Source organism: Paenibacillus sp. sgz302148, from assembly GCF_056120465.1.
Genome location: NZ_JBVYOJ010000002.1, coordinates 369,266 through 388,306, shown reverse-complemented (window position 1 = coordinate 388,306; position 19,041 = coordinate 369,266). Strand labels below are relative to the sequence as shown.

The following is a 19,041-nucleotide window of genomic DNA, read 5'->3' as shown; positions in this document are numbered from 1 at the left end:
ATCATGCGGTGGCTGGGTGCGGTGCTCCGGGATGGCGGGCGTGCACGGTCTGCTGCGATATCGGCGCTAGCTTAGGCGAGCTTGGACTCCAGGTAAGCGACGACCTCGGCTGCGTGTTCGCCGCCGGCTTTGGCATGCATCAGCAGCGGAATCGTATGCGGTCCGGCTGCGTGCAGCGCTTCCGGGTTATCCTCCAGCATCGCTTGTACGATCGCCAGCTTGCCGAGCATAGCGGCGGCGAACAGGTCGATGCGCGCCCCGCGCTCCAGCAGATAGAGCGCAATGTCGCGCCGGCCCATATGGGCCGCTGCGCCAAGTGCCGTCTCCCAATCGCCGCCTCCCCAATCCCAGGCCGCGTTCACAAGACCCGGCTCCTGTTCCAGCAGTTCCTTCACCTTGTCGAAATCTCCGTGTGCGTTGTAAACGAATTGATGAACCAACTCCGGTTGAATACTCGTCGTTTCAGCCATGAAATCGACCTCCTATGAATGGTTTAAAGGCGCCCATACCGCTCTTGTCCAAGCGGTGTTTAACCCCGCGCGTCCCATGTTGCGATGGCTCGTCCCGGCGAACGCCGCCTGGGCGACGACCAGCTCGCAGCCGGCCAACGCGGCTTCGTGCAGCCGCTTCTGCAGCAGCGCTTGGTGCAGCCCGCGGTTCCGGTGCGCCGGCACCGTCGCTGCAAGCGTGCAGGATGCGACGCGTCCATGCACGTGCATCACCCCGACGGCGGCAGGCGTGTCGCCGTCGCAAGCGAGGAACAGCCGCCAGCCCGGACGGCGCAGCAACCCGACGTTGTTGGCGACGAAATGATGCTTGTGGGCGACATCCATGCCGGAAGCGACGCAGTGCACCTCGGCGTAAGCGTCGAAATCGGCATCGTTTACGATTTCGACGATCCGGATATGCGCCGGCGGCGGTTGTTCTTCCTGCCGAGGAGGGCCGTATAGCACGGCGTGGAAAGCCGTTTGGCACAGGCCGTGCCGGGCCAGCTCCCGAAACAGCGCCGGGCCGCTTGCCGCCGGGTCGACGTCGATTTGGAAGGCGATGCGGCGCTCTTGGTACATGCGGACGATGTCCCCGACATAGCCGGCATCCGCATCGGTCAGCCCCTTCACGACGTTAAACGCCGGCCAGGGCATCTCCTTGACTGCGTATGCGGTCGCTTGGCCGAAGGTGCGGATGTCGACGCCCATCGGATTGCCCGGCCGTTCTCCGATCGAGGCGATGCGCGATGTCGTGAAGTCGATTTCGGCTTGTACGATTCGCGCAGCGAGCCCGCCGTCCATCAAGAACGGCGGCGCGTCATGGTTTGGCTGCATAAGAGTTAACCTCCTTGGCTGGAATCAAGCGGGGAGGCGAGCAGCTTTGCGATTTCGCCATAGCCCCTCCGTTCGGCATACTCGGCCGGGGTCAGGCCGTCGGCGTTCGTAAGCGCCGGGTCGGCGCCGTGCCCGAGCAGCAGCGCGGCAATGTCGGCACGGCCGAAATGTGCCGCCACGTGGAGCGGCGTGTACCCGCGGCGCAGCTCGCCCTCGCAGCGGGCGTCCACATCGGCTCCGGCCTGCAGCAGCAGTCGCACGACATCGGCGTGATTGCCGGCGATCGCGGCGTGCAGCGGCATGTTGTTCAGCTTGCCGTCCGCGCCTCTCCGGTTGACGTCGGCACCTGCGCCGATCAAATACGCGGCCGTCTCCTCGTTGCCGAAGTGGGCGGCCAATCCAAGCGGCGTGTAGCCGTCGAAGCTGCGGCTGTCGATCAGCTCCGGCGCGACTTGCAAAGCCTCGCGCACCCGTCCGGTATGCCCGACCGCGGCCGCCTCGTACAGGTTCAGCGCCGCTCCCTTGCCCAGCAGCAGCTCCTTAATTTCGTTCGCCCGGTAATAGGCGGACATGAGAATCGCCGTATGGCCTTCGCCGGTTGCGGCGTTTTTGAGCTGCTCATCCAGCTCCAGCAGTTGCTTCACCTTGTCGAGATTTTGGCTGCGGACCGCATCTAGCATCTCCGTTTTGAGCTGACGGACATGCTCGGCCAGCGATCTTGCCTTGAGGATCAGCTCCTCGGACGCCTGCACGCCAAGCCCGATGAATTGCGAAGCGGCCTCTGACCGGCTTTGCGCAAGCCCTGCTTCGACGAGCAGATCGACAGCGGCGAGGGTAGTCTCGTCGAGCCGCACGGACAGGACGACGCTTCTTGCTTGCTTTTTGCTCATAACCGTAAACACCTTATGTTCTATAAATGTGTAATATTTATTACAATGTTAATTTACCATCCAATTGAAAATAATGTCAACGGAAAATAACCAGAACGAATTCGTGCTCTTTCGACAAACAATTAACTTTCGTTAAGTTACGGGAAGCGAAAATATTTTTACAATGAAGGCACGTCTGCCCATCAGGCGTATCAACCGTTGGACGGAAGGGAAGAAGCGTCACGAAAACATGCGAAGGAGCTTATCCTCGCTAAGATTGGAGGTACGATATGAGGAAAAAAATCATTTGGCTGCTCGTTGTCCTGCTCACCGCGGTGTCGGTCGGCTTGCCGGCAGCGCCCGCTACGGCGGATGAAGCGGCCCCGCCGCCTGCCTTGAAGGCGACGGCGATTTCGGGAAATGAGCACATGCTTGCGCTCATGAGCGACGGAACCGTCAAAGCTTGGGGGATCAACTGGACGGCGCAGCTCGGTAACGGGGGGAAAAGCATGATACCGGCGGGCTCCGGGATGTTCGTTATCGAGCGATACGACGGGGACAAGCTTCGCGTTCTGCAGGATGTCGTTCAGGTTGCGGCAGGAGCGCAATATTCGCTTGCTTTGAAGCGAGACGGCACGGTGATGTCCTGGGGCATCAATGCGAGCAAAGAGCTTGGACGCAGCACCGTCGGGTATTATGGTTATTATGCGGAACCCGTTCCTGGTTTGTCCAAGATCAAACAAATCGCCGCGGGAGACACCCATGCGCTCGCTTTGGCGGAGGATGGCTCGGTCTGGGCGTGGGGGGATAATCAATTCGGGCAAGTTGGAATCGGCAGTTCCGGAAATTTTGTAGCAGCTCCCGTGAAGGTAATGAAGGCGTCAAACGAACCGTTGGGGAATATTGAGCAAGTTTCGGCGGGTTTGGGTTTTTCTCTCGCTTTGACGACGGACGGCAAAGTGCTGGCGTGGGGCATCAATTCAAGTTATCAATTGGGTATCGGAAGCAATACGATAATATTTCAAACTTATCCGATCCCCGTAATCATATCTGCAGCTCAGGAACTTGACCAAGTCCAAGCGATTTCCGCAGGCAGCTCTCATGCATTGGCCATAAGGAACGATCATACGGTTTGGGCTTGGGGAAGAAATGAATTCGGACAATTGGGCCTTGGTCCGGATAAATATAATGTGGTAAGTACGGCCCAGCCGGTTGCCGTTCTTGACAACGTGAGGTCCATCGCAGCAGGTTGGGGCCATTCGCTTGCTCTTAAGGCAGACGGCACGCTTTGGTCATGGGGAAGCAATTTGAGGAAAGAATTGGGGCGCGATGCCGTTCAAGATAAAACTTCGGTTCCGGGGCAGGTAACGGAAACGGAAGACGGATCGCCTATAGCGGACATTGGGAAAATCATCGCTAACCAACTTCACTCCACGTTGTTGAAAACAGATGGCTCGGTGTGGAGCGTCGGCGATAATGGATTCGGACAGCTGGGGGCAGGTCGAACGGAGCCTGTTGTGCCTAAGTTGTTTCCGATGAGCTTATCTGCACCGGAGAAAGCAACATGGAGTACGGTTGTTACACCTGTCCAGGCGGGTCAAAAGACAACGGTGGAGCTGCAGCTTGCGGATTTCTGGGGGAATGTGCAGCAAATTGGTGCCGACCGGATCACGATGCATTCGGACGCAGGAACGCTCAGTTTAGTGATGTATGATAAGGATACAAGCAAATACAAAGCGGAATACATACCGACAAGGGCAGGCGAAACCACGGTGTCGGCAACGATTATCGGCATGGACTTTCAGCCGCGGCTGCAAGTTCAAGTCATCCCCGGCCCGCTTGACACGAGCAAATCGTCGATGTCGATCGTCCCCGCGACGGTGGTTGCGGATGGGCGTAGCGAAGCGACCGTAAAGCTTCTTCTGCACGATGCCTATGGCAATGATGTGGCCCAAAGCGGGGATACGGTAACGTTCGTAACGGATTTGGGCGAAGTCGATGTGGCGACCGAATCGCCTTCGGCTCCGGGAAGTTACGAGGCTCGTATTCGATCCGCCGCAACCGGTACGGCGACAGTAAGTGCCTTGCTGAACGGCGGCCCGATCGGTCTGACGGCGAAAGTGGAATTTCTATCGGGCGATCCCGACATGGCGCACTCTACATTGATCGCAACGCCGGATCGGCTGCCGGCAGACGGCGTTAGCGCTTCGGAGCTTGTGCTCGAACTGAAGGACGCAAGCGGCAACCCCTTGACGGAAAGCGGAGGGGTGATCGAGCTGACGACGAATTTGGGGCAGCTCGGCGGCGTCGCGGAGCCGGAATACGGCGTCTATAAGACGCAGCTTCTCTCGAATACGCCGGGAACGGCAACCGTAACGGCGAAGCGCGGCGGGGACCTGATTGCGCAGCCGGTGACGGTGACATTTACGCCGGTGATGACCGGCATCGGAGTCGAAGCGCAGCGGTATACCGTCGTTCAAGGGCAGTCTACGCGAGCGATCGTGAAGGCGAGGTATAACGACGGCACGATGACCGATGTAACGGCAACGAGCAGCTACAGCATAAGGGATACGGCAATCGCCAGCGTAGACGGAACGGGTAGAATAACCGGCCTGACGCCGGGCGAAACGGTCATGACAGTGACGTATGCGACGTACGAGGCGTCAGCGATCGTACAAGTGAGCGCCGCCAATCCAGGGTCGCCCGATCCTGGACCGGGGCCAGGACCAGGACCAGGGCCGAATCCAAGGCCGGACCCTGATCCGCAGCCACAGCCGAAGCCGAAGCCCGATCCAGAGCCGCAGCCGGGAACAGGCACGCCGGGCAAGGATGACGGCGGCAAGCCCGAGCCGGGCGACGGCGGCATGTCTGAGCCGAAGGCTCCGGAGGAGACCGGGCCGAAACCCGGCAAGGTGCCGCAGTTTAGCGACGTAGCGGGGCATTGGGCGGCCGAAGACATCCGCAGGGCGGCCGAGCTTGGGCTCGTCGGCGGTTATGCGGACGGCACCTTCCGTCCGAACGGAAAGACGACCCGTGCCGAGTTCGCCGTTATGCTGATGCGGCTGATCGGTACTGGCGGCGGACCGTCCGCGCAGCACGGGCCCGCATCCGGCGAAGCTTGGCCGGCCTGGGCCGCCGACGCGCTCGGGCACGCTTTAGCCGAAGGCATCATGGTCGGCTATAAGGACGGCACTGTTAAGCCGAATGCCTATATTACGCGCTCGGAGATGGCCGTTATGCTGCAGCGCGCGCTCGCGCCGGCCGGCTATGCGCCGCGGGCGCTGACGTCCGCCGACCGGGAGGCGCTGCTGTCACCGCATCCCGATGCGGCACAGATTCCGCCGTGGGCGCGGGACGCCTATGCGGAAGCGCTGCGCGCGGAGTTGGTCGCCGGTGACCGCAGAGGTGCACTGCTGCCGCAAGATTTCACGACACGGGCCGAAATCGTGACGGTCCTGCTTCGCATGAAGGACTTGTTGGCGCTGTAGGCCGGCAGGCCAGGAGGACTATCGGATTAAACGGAAGGAGGGGGCCGTTGGCTCTCTCCTTTTTGCGGACGGTTCATCCTCATCCCGGTTCCTTCGTTCGGGACGAGGATTCGCTTTTCGCCGCGGGAAACGGTACGATAGAGACAGACCAACAACAAGGAGTTGACCGCGATGAACATACGATACGGCCGGCCGGAGGATGCCGCTTATGTCGTGCCGCTCATCTGTTCCGCGATCGGAGACATCGCTTATATGCTGACGGGAACGCAGGATGACGGCGAGGCTGCCGCGGTGCTGCGCCATTTTTATGAGCTTAGGGGCAACAGGATCAGCTATGAAAATACGATCGTGGCGGAGCTTGACGGGCGTCCCGTCGGTTTTGCGTTATTTTACCATGGGAGCAGGATGGAGCAGCTGGATGAGCCGCTTGTGGAGCGAATCGAAGCCTTGACGCACAAGAAGGGCGTACGATTCACGAAGGAAGCGAAGGCGGACGAGTTTTACCTCGATTCGCTGGCGGTCGACGCCGATTATCAAGGCAGAGGCATCGCCAAGGCGCTGCTGGCGGCGTTCGAAGCGGAGGCGGAGAAGCGCGGGTACGCCCGAATTGCGCTGATCGTCGAACGCGACAATGCGCATGCGAGGCGCATCTATGAAAAAATCGGTTACGTCAAAGACGGCGAGCTGGAGCTGTTCGGCCATATTTACGAGCACATGGTAAAAATAACCGGGTAACCGAATGGCGGATGCCGACGAATCCGCGGGGCCAACCTTCGCAAACAACCGCGTTCCTTGAACGTGGTTATTTGCAATATTCCGATGTTGGTTCCATCATGCAAGGCATCTGATGGTTCGATTCATGCCACAAGGATACCCGACTATGCTAAAATTATCATATCAAGATGCGTAGAAAGGAAACCATTATGGAACAAAATCGGACTCCCATTCTATCGATCAAAGATTTGCGCATGAAATACAATGACCGCTACGTCTTGAAGGGCATTGACGTAGACGTGTACCCGGGCCAAATCATCGGGTATATCGGCCCGAACGGGGCCGGCAAAAGCACGACGGTCAAAATCATGCTCGGCCTCGTAGAAGGCTACACCGGCGAAGTGAATATATTCGGCCGCAGCATCGCGGACGGCAACGTCGAATACAAGCGGCGGATCGGCTACGTGCCGGAGGTCGCGGAGATTTACGATAACTTGGCGGCCAGCGAGTACTTAACCTTTATCGGCGAGCTGTACGGGTTAGACCGCGACGATGCGGACCGGAAGGCGAGAAGGCTCATGACCTGCTTCGGTCTCGCGGACCAATACGAAGCACGCATCTCGTCCTTTTCGAAAGGAATGCGCCAGAAGGTGCTGCTTGTATCCAGCATGCTGCACAACCCCGACCTGCTGTTTCTCGACGAGCCGTTAAGCGGCCTCGATGCCAACAGCGTCATGATCGTGAAGGAAATATTGGCCCAGCTGTCCGCGCAAGGCAAAACGATATTTTATTCGTCGCACATCATGGAGGTTGTCGAGAAGATCAGCAACCGGATCATCCTGCTGGCCGACGGGCAGATCGTCGCGGACGGCAGCTTCGAAGACTTGAAGAACCAATCCAAGGAAGGAACGCTGGAGGAAATATTCAACGAGCTGACCGGGTTCCACGAGCACAAGTCGATTGCCGAGCAGTTCGTCTCCATCGTACGGGGGGACTAAGACCATGAAGGATTTTCGGACGCTTCAGGTGTTGGACCGTTTCCAAGGGCTATTCGAGAGGCTGGGTGCCGACTACAAGACGATGCGCCTCATCCTGCAAACAAAGCTGACGATGGACCGGCGCAGAGTGCCGACGATGTTCAACCAGTCGAACAGGAAGAAGCAGGTGGACGCCCGAGGGGTCGAGAAAGACGAAAACAACTTTAACAAGTCGTTAGGGATGTACGGCTTGCTGGGGCTGCTGATGGTTCCTTTCATGCTGATCGGCGACAGCCCGATGTTCCAGATGAGCATTGTGTTCAGCATTTTGATGTTCATGATCATGACGTCGATGATTTCGGATTTTTCCTCGGTCCTGCTCGATATCAGAGACAAACATATTATCGGGACGAAACCCGTCACGCAAAAAACGGTTAGCATGGCGAAAGCCGTCCATGTCGGCATTTATTTGTTCTTCCTGACTTTGTCGCTAACGGCGGCTCCTCTTGTGACCGCGTTGATCAAGCACGGCATCGTTTTTTTTCTGCTGTTCGCGGCGGAGATCGTGCTGGTGGATATGTTCATCATGGTCGTTACGGCGCTGGTGTATATGCTCATCCTGCGGTTTTTTGACGGAGAGAAGCTGAAGGATATTATCAACTATGTGCAAATCGTCCTCTCTATCGTCATTACGGTCGGTTATCAGCTTGCCGCGCGGTCGTTCGACCTCGTTCACATGCAGACCGTGTTCAAGCCGGCCTGGTGGCAAGCATTCGTCCCTTCGGTCTGGTTCGCGGCTCCGTTCGAATGGCTGCTGGCCGGCAACGGGGAGCATCATTTCGTCATCTTTACCGGACTGGCCGTATTCGTGCCGATTGTTTCGTTCGCGCTGTATATGAACCTGGTGCCGTCCTTCGAGCGGAATCTGATGAAGCTGTCGCATAGCGGCGCGGCGAAGAAGAAGGAGCGGCGGGGCTTGGCCGACGGCATTGCAAAGCTTCTCTGCAAGAGCCCGGAGGAGCGGTCGTTTTACCGCTTCGCGTCGCTGATGATGCGGGGTGAAAGGGAATTTAAGCTGAAGGTATATCCTTCGCTCGGATTTTCGTTTATATTCCCGTTTATCTTTATGTTCAACGCGCTGCGCGACGGGTCGTGGGCGGAGCTGGCCGAGAGCAAGTGGTACCTCGCGATGTATATGACGATGATCATTATTCCGACGGTCATCATGATGTTGAAATATTCCGGCAAGCATAAGGGGGCCTGGATCTACAGGACGACCCCGGTCCGGGAAGTCGGGGCGGTTTTCAGCGGCTCGCTGAAAGCTTTCCTCGTGAGGCTGTACGTGCCGGTGTATATTCTGGTCAGTGTCGCATTCCTGGCGATCTTCGGCGTCCGTGTCGCGATCGATCTGGTGGCGGTGCTGCTGGCTTCCGCATTGTATACCGTTGTTTGCTTCAAGCTGATGAAGAAGGTCATGCCTTTCTCGGAGCCGTTCAGCGCTGCGGGCAAAGGGGATGGCGTGGTGGTTTTGCCGCTGATGCTGCTGATCGGCGCATTCGTATTACTGCATTTCGCAAGCACGCTTCTGCCTTTTGGCAGTGTGATTTACGCGGTGCTGATGCTTGTGGCGAACATCGCGGTGTGGAGACTGGCGTTTCGCAGTGTGAAGCTGAGCGGGCAGGCGAGCTAATCCAATTCAAGGATCGGGAGTCATCCCGGTCTTTTTTCTTTAAACGCGCAAAAAACGTCAAGGAAATCAACGCCGCAACTGTTACACTTATAGCGTAGCCCGTCGGCGGAGGTATAGGGGATGCGATACATAGAACGGATTCAGCAAACGATCGACTTTATTGAAGAAAATCTTTTCGCGGAACATTCCCTGCAGGAGCTTGCCGCGATTGCGTGCTTTTCGGAATATCATTTTCACAGAATGTTTCATGCGTATGTCGGGGTCACCGCCGTGGAGTATGTCCGGAAGAGACGGCTATCCGAAGCGGCGAAGCAGCTCCTTGAGCGCACCGGCAACATTATCGACATTGCGCTGGAATGCGGGTACAACAACCACGAGACGTTTACAAGAGCGTTCAAAAAATATTTTCACGTCAGTCCGCAAGCTTTCCGCCTGCATCGCGACGACAGCATGATTTACAAGAAAGTCAGGTTGAATCGCTTGTCTCTGTCGAAATTTACGGGAGGTGTCATGATGGAGCCGCAAATGAAGACGGTGGAGCCGTTTCGATGGATCGGGTACCAGCTTCGAACAACGGCGATAGACAATCGGAGCTTTACCGATATTCCCCGGTTTATCGGCGATTATTTTCAGCATAACCTGGGAGAACGAATTCCGAACAAGGTGAACTCGGGCAGAAGGCTGAACATGTTGACCGATTTCGAAAAGCACAGGCATGGAAGCTTCTCCTACCTTATCGGCTACGAAACGGACCTGCAGGGGAAAGCGCCCGCCGGTATGGCGTTAAGGACGTTTCCAAGGCAGCAATTCGCCGTTTTTACAACGCCGAAGGTGCCGATCGCGGAGTTTTCGGCCGCCATTCAAAATACGTGGCGATATATTTTTCAGGAATGGTTCCCCCGGAGTAATTTTGAGCATGCCGGAACTTATGAAATTGAATGTTACGATGAACGCTGCTTGGACAAATCCGCCATGGAAATGGATATATACATCCCGATCCTGGCCGGTCAACGGAAATAGCAATCCAAAAGCCAATCCCAATGCGGATTGGCTTTTTTGACGATAAAGAAAGTTTAAGTTCGCAAAAGCATTAAAGCGAAGGAGAACTTTCTTTACTAAGAATAAATTTCCGCTAAAACGCGGTCGCTCATCCTTGAAGGACTTCGATAGAAGTTTTTCTTAACGATAAAGAAAGTTTAAGTTCGCAAAAGCATTAAAGCGAAAGAGAACTTTCTTTACCAAGAATAAATTTCCGCTAAAACGCGATCGCTCATCCTTGAAGGACTTCGATAGAAGTTTTTCTTATATTCGCGAAGAAGAGGTGACGCATGGCGCAAATATTTACAAAAAATCCGATTGACATACGTTGGTTTCAATTGTAATATAACTTTATAATAATTAGTTAATTTAAAAAAGTTATTTAATAAATTTGGGAGGTTTTTATTCATGGCAAATGCAAAATGGGCAGTAGACCCGACTCACAGCAGCGTAGATTTTACCATTCGTCATATGATGATCGCGAAGGTTAAAGGCACGTTCCACACGTTCGAAGCGAACATCGAGGCAGATCCGCAAGACCTGACGACGGCGAACATTTCGTTCAGCGTGGATATCGCCAGCATCGATACGCGCAACAACGACCGCGACGCGCATCTGCGTTCCGGAGATTTCTTTGACGCGGAGCAACATCCGAAGATGACGTTCCAATCGACGAACATCGTAAGCAAGGGTGACGGCGAATATAACGTAACCGGCGATCTGACGATTCGCGGCGTAACGCGTCCGGAAACGTTCTCCGTAACGTTCGAGGGCGCAGGACGCGACCCTTGGGGCAACGAAAAAGTCGGCTTCAGCGGTACCGGCAGCATTAAGCGGAGCGACTTTGGCTTGACGTACAACGCTGCGCTGGAAACGGGCGGCGTCTTGATCGGCGACGAAGTGAAAGTATCGATCGAGATCGAAGCGGCGAAACAAGCTTAATCGCGATTGGCTTGTATAGGTTTGAATAAATAGGTTTGGATATATACCGGAAGATCGGCGCAAGGAGTGCGTTCGGTCTTTCGGTTTTTCTGCGTTATTTTCGATAAGCCGTTTCTCCGTCGAGTTTTGCATATTTGTGTATAATGGGGGTATGAGATGGAGCTCGGAATATTTTTGTAATTACAAGGGGGAACAACATGGTACCGTCCGTCGACTCGGTATTGCTGCAAACGAAAATACGCATCCCTGCGCTCAAGCCGGGCGCGGTATGCCGCGAGCGGTTGTTGTATTCCGTATCCGACGGATTGCGAGGCCGCTTCACGGCGGTTTGCGCCCCGATGGGCTACGGCAAAACAACGCTGCTGGCCCAATGGGCGGCGGCTTATGCGGACCGGTACCGGACGGCTTGGGTATCGCTTGACGAAACGGACAACGATCCTTTGAAATTTTGGCGTTATGTCGCGCATGCATGGGTGTCCGTCGTTCCGGAGCAGCCGGGAACCCGGATCGCCCGGCTGGCCCGGTCGCTGCCGGGCATTTCGCTGCAAACCTTCCTGGACGGCTTATTGAACGAACTGCTGGCGTTAGGGGAGCCCTTGCTGCTGGTTCTGGACGATTATCATCTTATTCAAAATCAACGCATTCATGACGGAATCGTCTATTTCATCGACTATCTGCCGGACAATGCTCACCTAGCCGTCGCCAGCCGGACTTTGCCGCCGTTCCCGACCGCCAAATGGGCGGCCCGTGAGCAGAGCAGCGGCATTGGTGCAGCAGACCTGCAATTTACGCTGGAAGAGGCCGGCTTATTCTACAACGAATCGGCGAAGCTGAATTTACATAGCAGGCAAATCGGCAAGCTGCTCCGGCAGACGGAAGGTTGGGTTACCGGCTTGCAGTTGGCCGCAATTTCCATGCGCGGGGAGGTGGATCGGAACCGGCTCATCGGCCAGTTTCAAGGCAGTCATGTTCATGTCGCCGAGCTTCTATTAAACGAAGTACTCGCCAAACAGCCCGAAGCGATGCAGCGTTTCCTGCTGGATACCTCGGTGCTCGAGCGGATGAATGCGGCCGCATGCCATGCCGTGACAGGGTGCGAGGCAAGCCGTCAGATGATCGAATCGCTTCAGGCCCAGAACTTGTTTATCGTCATGCTGGACGATGAAGGGAACTGGTTCAGATACCACCATCTGTTCGCCGATTTCCTTCGCAGTCGTTTGCGCCGTACCGATCCCGAAAGCTGGCCGGCGTTGAATCGGCGCGCGAGCGAACACTTTGCGTCGGAAGGGCTGTACAGTGAAGCGATCGATTATGCGCTGCAAGCAGGCGAATACCTCCTGATGGAGCGGCTGCTCGAGGCGCATATCGGCAAAATGCTGCAGCGAGGCGAATTCGCGACACTGCTGCGGTGGTTCGAAAGCATGCCGGACTGGGCGCCGCGTTCTCCGCAGATGGCGCTGCTCTATACATTCATCCTGATCTCCACCGAGCAGTTGGACCGGGCGGAGCGAGAGTGGCAGCGCCTCGAAACCGAGTATCGGTCATGGGCGGACATGGAGGAGAGAAGGCATATCCGCAGCGGGCTTTTCTTCGTCAAATCGAACCTTGTGTTCTATAGCGGCCGTTATGACGAATGGTTTGCCTTCATCGAAATGCTGGACGACGAGATGATGCCGGAAAATCCGGTGTTCTACAATTTCAACTTCAACTGGAACGAACCGCTGGTACGTCGCACGACGTTTGGCTTGAAGGGGAAAATCTCGCCGGGAACAAAAGCGATCGGCAACCGTTTCTCCGAAGTGCTCGAAGCGCACGGCTGGGGGCAGTCGCTCATCAACTTGTACGTGAAGATGTCGCTATGCGAAGGCTATTATGAATGGAACGAGCTTGAAGCAAGCAGGGAGGCGCTGAGGCTTATCGACAAAGCCGTGGAGAGCAGGCACGACCAAGTCCCCGGCATTTATGTGCCTTGCCGCATTATGCAAGCGAGGCTTCATATGGCGGAAGGGCGCGGTCGGCTGGCCCATGAAACGATAGATGCCGCGGTGATACGGATCGAGGAGCTTGCCCAGTACGATTGGATCATGCCGCTGAAGGCGTTAAAGGCGCGTCTTTACTTGCAGGAAGGGCGGGTGGCGCAGGCTAGGAAGGAGCTGGAGGAATTCCGTTTATCCGGCCAAAGAAAGCCTTCATTCGACCGGGAGTTTCTATGGATGACGTACATTCGCCTGCTCGGCGCGCAGCGCAAAGAGAGCGAAGGTCTGCGACTGCTTGCGGAGCTGCGTCCGCAGACGGAGCGCGAGAACTTGATTAGCGGCATAGCCGAGGCTTTGATCCTGCAAGCACTGCTCGAGCATCGGCACGGACAGCGGGCGGCCGCGATGCGCAGCCTGCGCGAGGCGCTCGCTGTCGGCGAGGCGAACCGATATGTGCGCAGCTTCCTCGACGAGGGCGAGCCGATGGCGGAGCTGCTGCGGCAGTTCGTGCAGCAGGCCGATCGTTCGCGAGGCGACGGCGAGCCGTTTGCGGAAGCGGAGCTCGTCGCGTATGCGCACACGCTCGTAGCGGCGTTCGAGGCGCAGCAAGGCACGCGCGAGACGGCGGCGGGGCGGGCGCTCGGCGGCACGGTGGCGGGGCGGGCGCTCGGCGGCACGGTGGCGGGAAGCGGCCTGCAAGCGTACGGCGGCATGGCGGCAGGAGGCGTGCAGGCGCTCGTCGAGCCATTGAGCCGTGCGGAGCTGGAGCTGCTGCAGCTCGTGCGCAAGGGAGCGACGAACCGGCAAATTGCGGCGGCGCTTCATTTGTCCGAAGGCACGGTCAAAGTATACTTGTCGCGCATTTACGGCAAGCTTGGCGTATCGTCGCGGACGCAGGCGTTAAGCGCTGCCGAAGGGCTGAGCCTGTTCGAATCGGAACCATGATGCATGATTTCGGCCCGTATGCAAATACTGGATATAGCTTGTAATTATCCAGGGGGCGACATCATGTGCAAACGCGTTTCCGTCAAAGCGGAAAAATCGGATATTGTCGATATGTTCGGCATCGAGCACGTGCACCACTGCAGCATTAACCGTTATAATGTGGCACCGCTGCAGCAGATGACCATCGTGATGAACAATCATCTCGGGGAACGGATTTTGGAGGAGGCCCGGTGGGGGCTGTTTCCTTTCTGGGCCAAAGATTCCGTGAACGCGGACAGCCGCTGGCTGTCCGGCAAGCCGTTTTTCGAGCGGATGCTGCGCAGGCAGCGCTGTATCGTGCCGTGCAGCGGGTTCTATGGCTGGCGTCCGGAGGAAGGGCGCAAGACGCCGCGGCCGATGCACATCGTGCTGCCGGGACGTCCGCTGCTTGGCATCGCGGGCTTTTACGACAGCTGGCTCAACGGACGCGGCGAAGAGGTGCGCGCGTTTACGATTTTGACCGCGCCTTCCTCGGGGGCGATCTCCGTCTGGCAGAGCGACGTCCCGATCATCCTGGACGAAGAAGGCGCTGCCGATTGGCTGAACCCGGCGGTAACCGATTTTTCTACGCTCCGCAAGCATCTGGAGCCGTTGGACGGCTACATGTTGCGTGCCTATCCCGTCTCGCCGCTGGTTGACGACGAAGCGAACGAGTCGCCGGATTGCATTCTCGAGGTTCGGGCGGATTTCGCCTAAGCCGGGGAGTAACAGAGAAAGCCTCCTTGCGGGAGTGTCTCGCAAGGAGGCTTTTGCAGTTTCGGGTGCAGCAGTCGATGCAGAGAAGCAACAACTGTATATCATGTAGTTAATTGTCCCGTCTCCAGCGGCTTTTGCCGGATTAACGGGATTTCCTGATGTTATTTTCCTCCTTAAAGCTCGGAGTAGGTCTTTTGTTGAAAATAAATACAGATTTTCCAATTATTATGCTGAAGAGAAGCAAACAGGAGAACTGCATGTTTTCCAGTTGCGTCAAGCCAACCTCACATAATACCGTTCATCATGCTGCTCCACGGCGACCGGTGCTTCGAAGAACGCGCTGAGCGTCGCCGAGTTCATGACTTCGTGCGTCTCCCCTTGGCGGAACACCTCGCCCCGTCGCAGCAGCAGCGTATGGCCGAACACCGGAAGGATCTCCTCCGTATGATGCGTCACGTAGATCAGCGTCGGCATATTCTCCTGCTGCGTCAAGTCATGGATGCTCGCCAGCAGCCGCTCCCGCGAGAACAGATCAAGCCCGTTGCACGGCTCGTCCAAGATGAGCAGCTGCGGATCGGCCATCAGCGCCCGGGCGATGAGCAGCTTCTGCTTCTCGCCCTGCGAGCAGGTCCGGTACTCGCGGTCCCACAGATGCGAGCAGCCGAGCGTCGCCATGAGCGCCTCCGCCCGGACGTAATCCTCCGGCACCGGCTTCTCGTACAGCCCGATCGAGGCGTACTTGCCGCTGATGACGACGAGCTGCGTCCGGTCGCCGCCGTACAGCTTCTCCTGCAGCGACGAGCTGACCCAGCCGATCGATTGCCGGAGCTCCCGCAAATCGACTTCCCCGAATCGATGGTTCAGGACGGTCACCTTGCCCTTCGTCGGCCAGAAATAGCCGTTGATCATATTGAGCAGCGTTGTTTTCCCCGAACCGTTCAGTCCGAGCAGCGCCCAATGCTCGTTCTGGCGAACGCTCCAATGAACGTCGTTCAGCAGCATAAGCTCTCCGCGCTTCCACGTAACGCCTTCGATTTCGATCATGTAGTCCATGCAAATTCACTCCGTTTCGGTTTCCGTACAGAAAGACAACCTAATTTTCACGACTAAGAAGATGTTACCAGCCGTTTATCCTTTGGCAGCAGGAAGGCGATCACGCCAAGCAGCGGCAGCCAAGCGCAGACATGCATCATCGTTGATATACTGACGGTGTCGGCGACCCAGCCCAGCACGACCGAACCGATACCGCCGAGGCCAAACGAAAGGCCGAAGAACAAACCTGCGACCGTGCCGACGTTCCCCGGCATCATTTCTTGTGCATACACGATGATGACCGAGAAGCCCGACATCAAGATCAGGCCGATAAAAAAGCAAAGCGCGATGGCGCCCGCCGGGCTCGCATAAGGCAGCAGCAGCGAAAATGGCGCCGTGCCGAATATCGAAAACCAGATAACGGTTTTGCGGCCGAAACGGTCCGCCAGAGGCCCGCCGAGCAGCGTTCCGACCATGCCGGCGAATTGCAGCACGAACATGCAAATTTGCGCTTGCTCCAGCGACAGATGGAACCGCTCCATCGCATAGAAGGCGTAATATCCCGTCATGCTGGCCAGGTACACGAATTTGGAAAATAACAATACGATGAGCACCGTAAACACGAATGCAATGTATCCGGTGCTAAAACGGCGCTCGCCAGCGCTTGCCGGGCGTGCTTTTTGTTCACGCGACAGCATTTGTTGCCCGTACCACTTGCTTATATACCACTGTACCATAATGCCAATAACCGCTAAAGCGGTAAACCAGAGAAACCCGCCTTGTCCCCGGGGGACGATGAAGAACGCGATCAAGAGCGGGGCAAGCGCTTGTCCCGTATTTCCTCCGACTTGAAAAATCGACTGCGCCAGCCCTTTGCTCTTGCCTGCGGCCAGATGCGCGACGCGCGACGATTCCGGATGCAGGATCGACGATCCGACGCCGATCAGTGCAACCGATAGCAGCAGCACGAAAAACTGGCTTGCCAGCGCCAAGCCGACCATGCCGATCAGCGTAAACAGCATGCCCATCGGCAGCAGCATCGGCAGCGGCTTACGGTCCGTATAACGGCCGATCAGCGGCTGCAAAATCGATGCGGTAATGTTGAGCGTAAAAGCGACCCAGCCGACCTGAGCGAAGCTCAAGTGCATCGACTGTTGAAAAATCGGGAATCCGGCCGGAACGGCCGCCTGCATGGCGTCGTTCAGCAAATGTGCGAAGCTGACGCCAAGCAGCATGATGGACGTGCGTTGTGCCGTCGTTTGCACGGCGATCGATGTGTTCATGTTGCTCACCCTATCCGTTTTTTTCATTCATCTTAAATAAAGTTGGCCAGCAATGTCGTCGTGAAAATTGCGGCGAATGACAGCAACTTTTGCTATACTCTTGTGTAATAGGCAGAAAACGGATGGCGGGTGAACACGGATGAAAATAAAAATCGATACGCCGCAGATGACGCTTTGGAAAATCGAAGAGGAACATAACACCACCCCGCACATCCATGAGCGGGAGTTTCAAATAACGGTGCCGGTTTACGGATCATGTGTGTTTGCGCGCCAAAATCAGTCGTACGAGCTGGCGTGCGGCGAAGGCTTCGTGCAATACCCAGAGGAGCCGCACGAGCTGCACGTCTCGTCGGGTGCGGGCGTCATCGTGCTGCAGGTCGACCGCGGCAGCTTCGACCAGTTCAACCTGCAACAGCCGGTGGAGCTGGACATCCGCCAACACATCGATCCGGTGGAACTGAACGGCCATTTCCGCAAGTGGGCGGCGGCGCTGCTGCTGCACGATCATATGGAGCCGATGGCGGTGCAGGAAACCGAATCGCAGGTGCTTTATTATTTGTCGCGCGTGCTGAAGGGCAATCAGACGAACCGGCGGGACGCTGCCTTCGCCAGCGCGTCCGCGGCAGATCGGCACATGGCGATGGCGCTCGACTACATGCACGAGCATTTTACGGAAAAAATCAATATCGACACTTTGGCCGCGATCGCGCTGCAAAGCCGGTTTCATTTTATCCGCTCGTTCAAGACGATCCTCGGCATGACGCCTTATCAATACATGCTTTCGCTGCGCATCGAAGAAGCGAAGTCGCGCCTGCGGCACACCGGCGCCACGGTGACGGAAATCAGCTTCCGGCTTGGCTTCTCGAGCACGAGCCAGTTTTATCGGGTGTTCGTCAAGATGGTCGGGGTGACGCCGGAGCAATATCGCAGCGGGTTGCGTAATTGACAGAACATTCGAACGATCGTACAATACGAGGAATTATGCGGCGCGCTGAAGAGAAGCAAGTCGACTCATGCCGCGGAGGAGGGGACCGCATGTTTGGGGTGCTTGCGAAAGACGATGCAATTTTGCACAAACGGCCTTTTACGGACGACGAGGTGATGTTTAACCTGCTGCACCTGATCAGCGGCTTCGAGGACGCTTTGCGGCTGAAGGCGGAGGACGGACGGGCGATATTCACGCAGACGACGGGACATAACGGCTGGCTCTGGATTAGCCGCGATGCAGGGAACGAGGAGAGGCTGCGGATTTTCCAGGGGCTTTGCGAGAGGCTGGGCGACCGCCCGCTGCCGGGCGTGTGCGGGGAAGCGCCGGCCGTTGAAATGTTCGCCGAAGTTTATGCGAAACGGACGGGCGGCGCATACCGTCGGCATATGGCGATGCAGGCGTATCACTGTCCGAAGGTCGTGCCTCCGTCGCAAGCGACCGGAACGCTCAAGCAAGCGACCGAGGAGGATGCGTTAATTGTTGCAGGCTTTCTGGCCGACTTCGCGCTTGGCGCATTCGGACACGTCGCCAGCGCCGAGAGCCTACTGCCGGAGGCGAAATCGATGGCGGCATCGGGCAACCTGTATTTGTGGACGGTGGACGGGCGACCCGTCTCGATGGCGAATATCGCACACCGCTCGCCCCGCCACGCGCGTATCAACGGCGTCGTGACGCCGCCGGCTCATCGCAAGAAAGGCTACGCGAGCGCGGTAGTTGCGGGCTTATGCGAGAAGCTGCTGGAAGAAGGCCTTGTCCCAATGCTGTACGCGGACATGAGCAATCCTGATTCCAACAAAGTGTACCGGAACGTCGGTTTTACCGAGTGCGGGGAAGTCGTCGACTTGAAGTTTAATTAGCGGATAACCGGGGATAGACTATGCCTAGCGAAAAATGTTATGATAAGCTTTGAAAAACATGTGCATAATTTGCATATACTAAAAATGGACCGTTAAGTGCGGTAACACTTAACGCCCCCGGATAATGAATCAATGCAAGACACCCACGACGCGCGTTAGATTAAGAAACTCTAAGCGGAAACCCA

15 protein-coding genes are annotated in these 19,041 nt (G+C 56.8%); 10 read left to right on the top strand and 5 right to left on the bottom strand.

Annotation, left to right across the window (positions count from 1 at the left end; all coding sequences use genetic code 11):
* Window positions 1–71 precede the first annotated feature (71 nt).
* Genes AC0LWM_RS05370 through AC0LWM_RS05360 form a run of 3 tightly spaced genes read right to left on the bottom strand, consistent with a single transcriptional unit; the run spans window position 72 to window position 2,212 of the window.
* The gene (locus AC0LWM_RS05370; RefSeq protein WP_474673865.1) at window positions 72–470 is read right to left on the bottom strand and encodes an ankyrin repeat domain-containing protein; all 399 of its coding nucleotides are present in this window, start codon (window positions 468–470) and stop codon (window positions 72–74) included.
* Window positions 471–482: 12 nt separating this feature from the next.
* On the bottom strand, window positions 483–1,322 hold the full coding sequence (locus tag AC0LWM_RS05365; RefSeq protein ID WP_474673864.1) for a GNAT family N-acetyltransferase: 840 nt from the start codon (window positions 1,320–1,322) through the stop codon (window positions 483–485).
* Between the two features lie 5 nt (window positions 1,323–1,327).
* Complete coding sequence (locus AC0LWM_RS05360; RefSeq protein ID WP_474673863.1) at window positions 1,328–2,212, bottom strand: ankyrin repeat domain-containing protein; 885 nt, start codon at window positions 2,210–2,212, stop codon at window positions 1,328–1,330.
* A gap of 269 nt (window positions 2,213–2,481) precedes the next feature.
* Between AC0LWM_RS05360 and AC0LWM_RS05355 the strand changes: the two genes are divergently transcribed.
* From AC0LWM_RS05355 to AC0LWM_RS05320, 8 genes are all read left to right on the top strand, one after another.
* Window positions 2,482–5,679 carry an RCC1 domain-containing protein gene (locus tag AC0LWM_RS05355; protein ID WP_474673862.1) on the top strand — a complete coding sequence of 1,066 codons (3,198 nt, stop codon included), beginning with the start codon at window positions 2,482–2,484 and terminating at the stop codon, window positions 5,677–5,679.
* A gap of 171 nt (window positions 5,680–5,850) precedes the next feature.
* The gene (locus AC0LWM_RS05350) at window positions 5,851–6,414 is read left to right on the top strand and encodes a GNAT family N-acetyltransferase (protein ID WP_474673861.1); all 564 of its coding nucleotides are present in this window, start codon (window positions 5,851–5,853) and stop codon (window positions 6,412–6,414) included.
* Window positions 6,415–6,602: 188 nt separating this feature from the next.
* Window positions 6,603–7,391, top strand: a complete 789-nt coding sequence (locus tag AC0LWM_RS05345) for an ABC transporter ATP-binding protein (protein ID WP_474673860.1) — start codon at window positions 6,603–6,605, stop codon at window positions 7,389–7,391.
* A gap of 4 nt (window positions 7,392–7,395) precedes the next feature.
* Window positions 7,396–9,060, top strand: a complete 1,665-nt coding sequence (locus AC0LWM_RS05340) for a hypothetical protein (protein ID WP_474673859.1) — start codon at window positions 7,396–7,398, stop codon at window positions 9,058–9,060.
* 120 nt (window positions 9,061–9,180) lie between these two features.
* Window positions 9,181–10,080, top strand: coding sequence for a GyrI-like domain-containing protein (locus tag AC0LWM_RS05335; RefSeq protein WP_474673858.1), 900 nt, complete (start codon window positions 9,181–9,183; stop codon window positions 10,078–10,080).
* A gap of 426 nt (window positions 10,081–10,506) precedes the next feature.
* Entirely contained in the window at window positions 10,507–11,040 is a 534-nt protein-coding gene (locus AC0LWM_RS05330) for a YceI family protein (RefSeq protein WP_474673857.1), read from the top strand.
* A gap of 197 nt (window positions 11,041–11,237) precedes the next feature.
* A complete protein-coding gene (locus AC0LWM_RS05325) occupies window positions 11,238–13,961 on the top strand; it encodes a winged helix-turn-helix domain-containing protein (RefSeq protein WP_474673856.1) in 2,724 nt (907 codons plus the stop codon).
* Window positions 13,962–14,024: 63 nt separating this feature from the next.
* Window positions 14,025–14,696 carry an SOS response-associated peptidase gene (locus tag AC0LWM_RS05320; protein ID WP_474673855.1) on the top strand — a complete coding sequence of 224 codons (672 nt, stop codon included), beginning with the start codon at window positions 14,025–14,027 and terminating at the stop codon, window positions 14,694–14,696.
* A gap of 273 nt (window positions 14,697–14,969) precedes the next feature.
* Here the strand turns inward: AC0LWM_RS05320 and AC0LWM_RS05315 are convergent, their stop codons facing one another.
* Window positions 14,970–15,749 carry an ABC transporter ATP-binding protein gene (locus AC0LWM_RS05315; protein WP_474673854.1) on the bottom strand — a complete coding sequence of 260 codons (780 nt, stop codon included), beginning with the start codon at window positions 15,747–15,749 and terminating at the stop codon, window positions 14,970–14,972.
* A 53-nt stretch (window positions 15,750–15,802) separates the two neighbouring features.
* Window positions 15,803–17,011, bottom strand: a complete 1,209-nt coding sequence (locus tag AC0LWM_RS05310) for an MFS transporter (protein ID WP_474673853.1) — start codon at window positions 17,009–17,011, stop codon at window positions 15,803–15,805.
* A 139-nt stretch (window positions 17,012–17,150) separates the two neighbouring features.
* On the opposite strand from AC0LWM_RS05310, the gene AC0LWM_RS05305 reads away from it, so the two are divergent.
* Both AC0LWM_RS05305 and AC0LWM_RS05300 read left to right on the top strand, forming a co-directional pair.
* A complete protein-coding gene (locus tag AC0LWM_RS05305) occupies window positions 17,151–17,957 on the top strand; it encodes a helix-turn-helix domain-containing protein (RefSeq protein WP_474673852.1) in 807 nt (268 codons plus the stop codon).
* Window positions 17,958–18,046: 89 nt separating this feature from the next.
* Entirely contained in the window at window positions 18,047–18,856 is an 810-nt protein-coding gene (locus tag AC0LWM_RS05300) for a GNAT family N-acetyltransferase (protein ID WP_474673851.1), read from the top strand.
* Window positions 18,857–19,041: the final 185 nt, after the last annotated feature.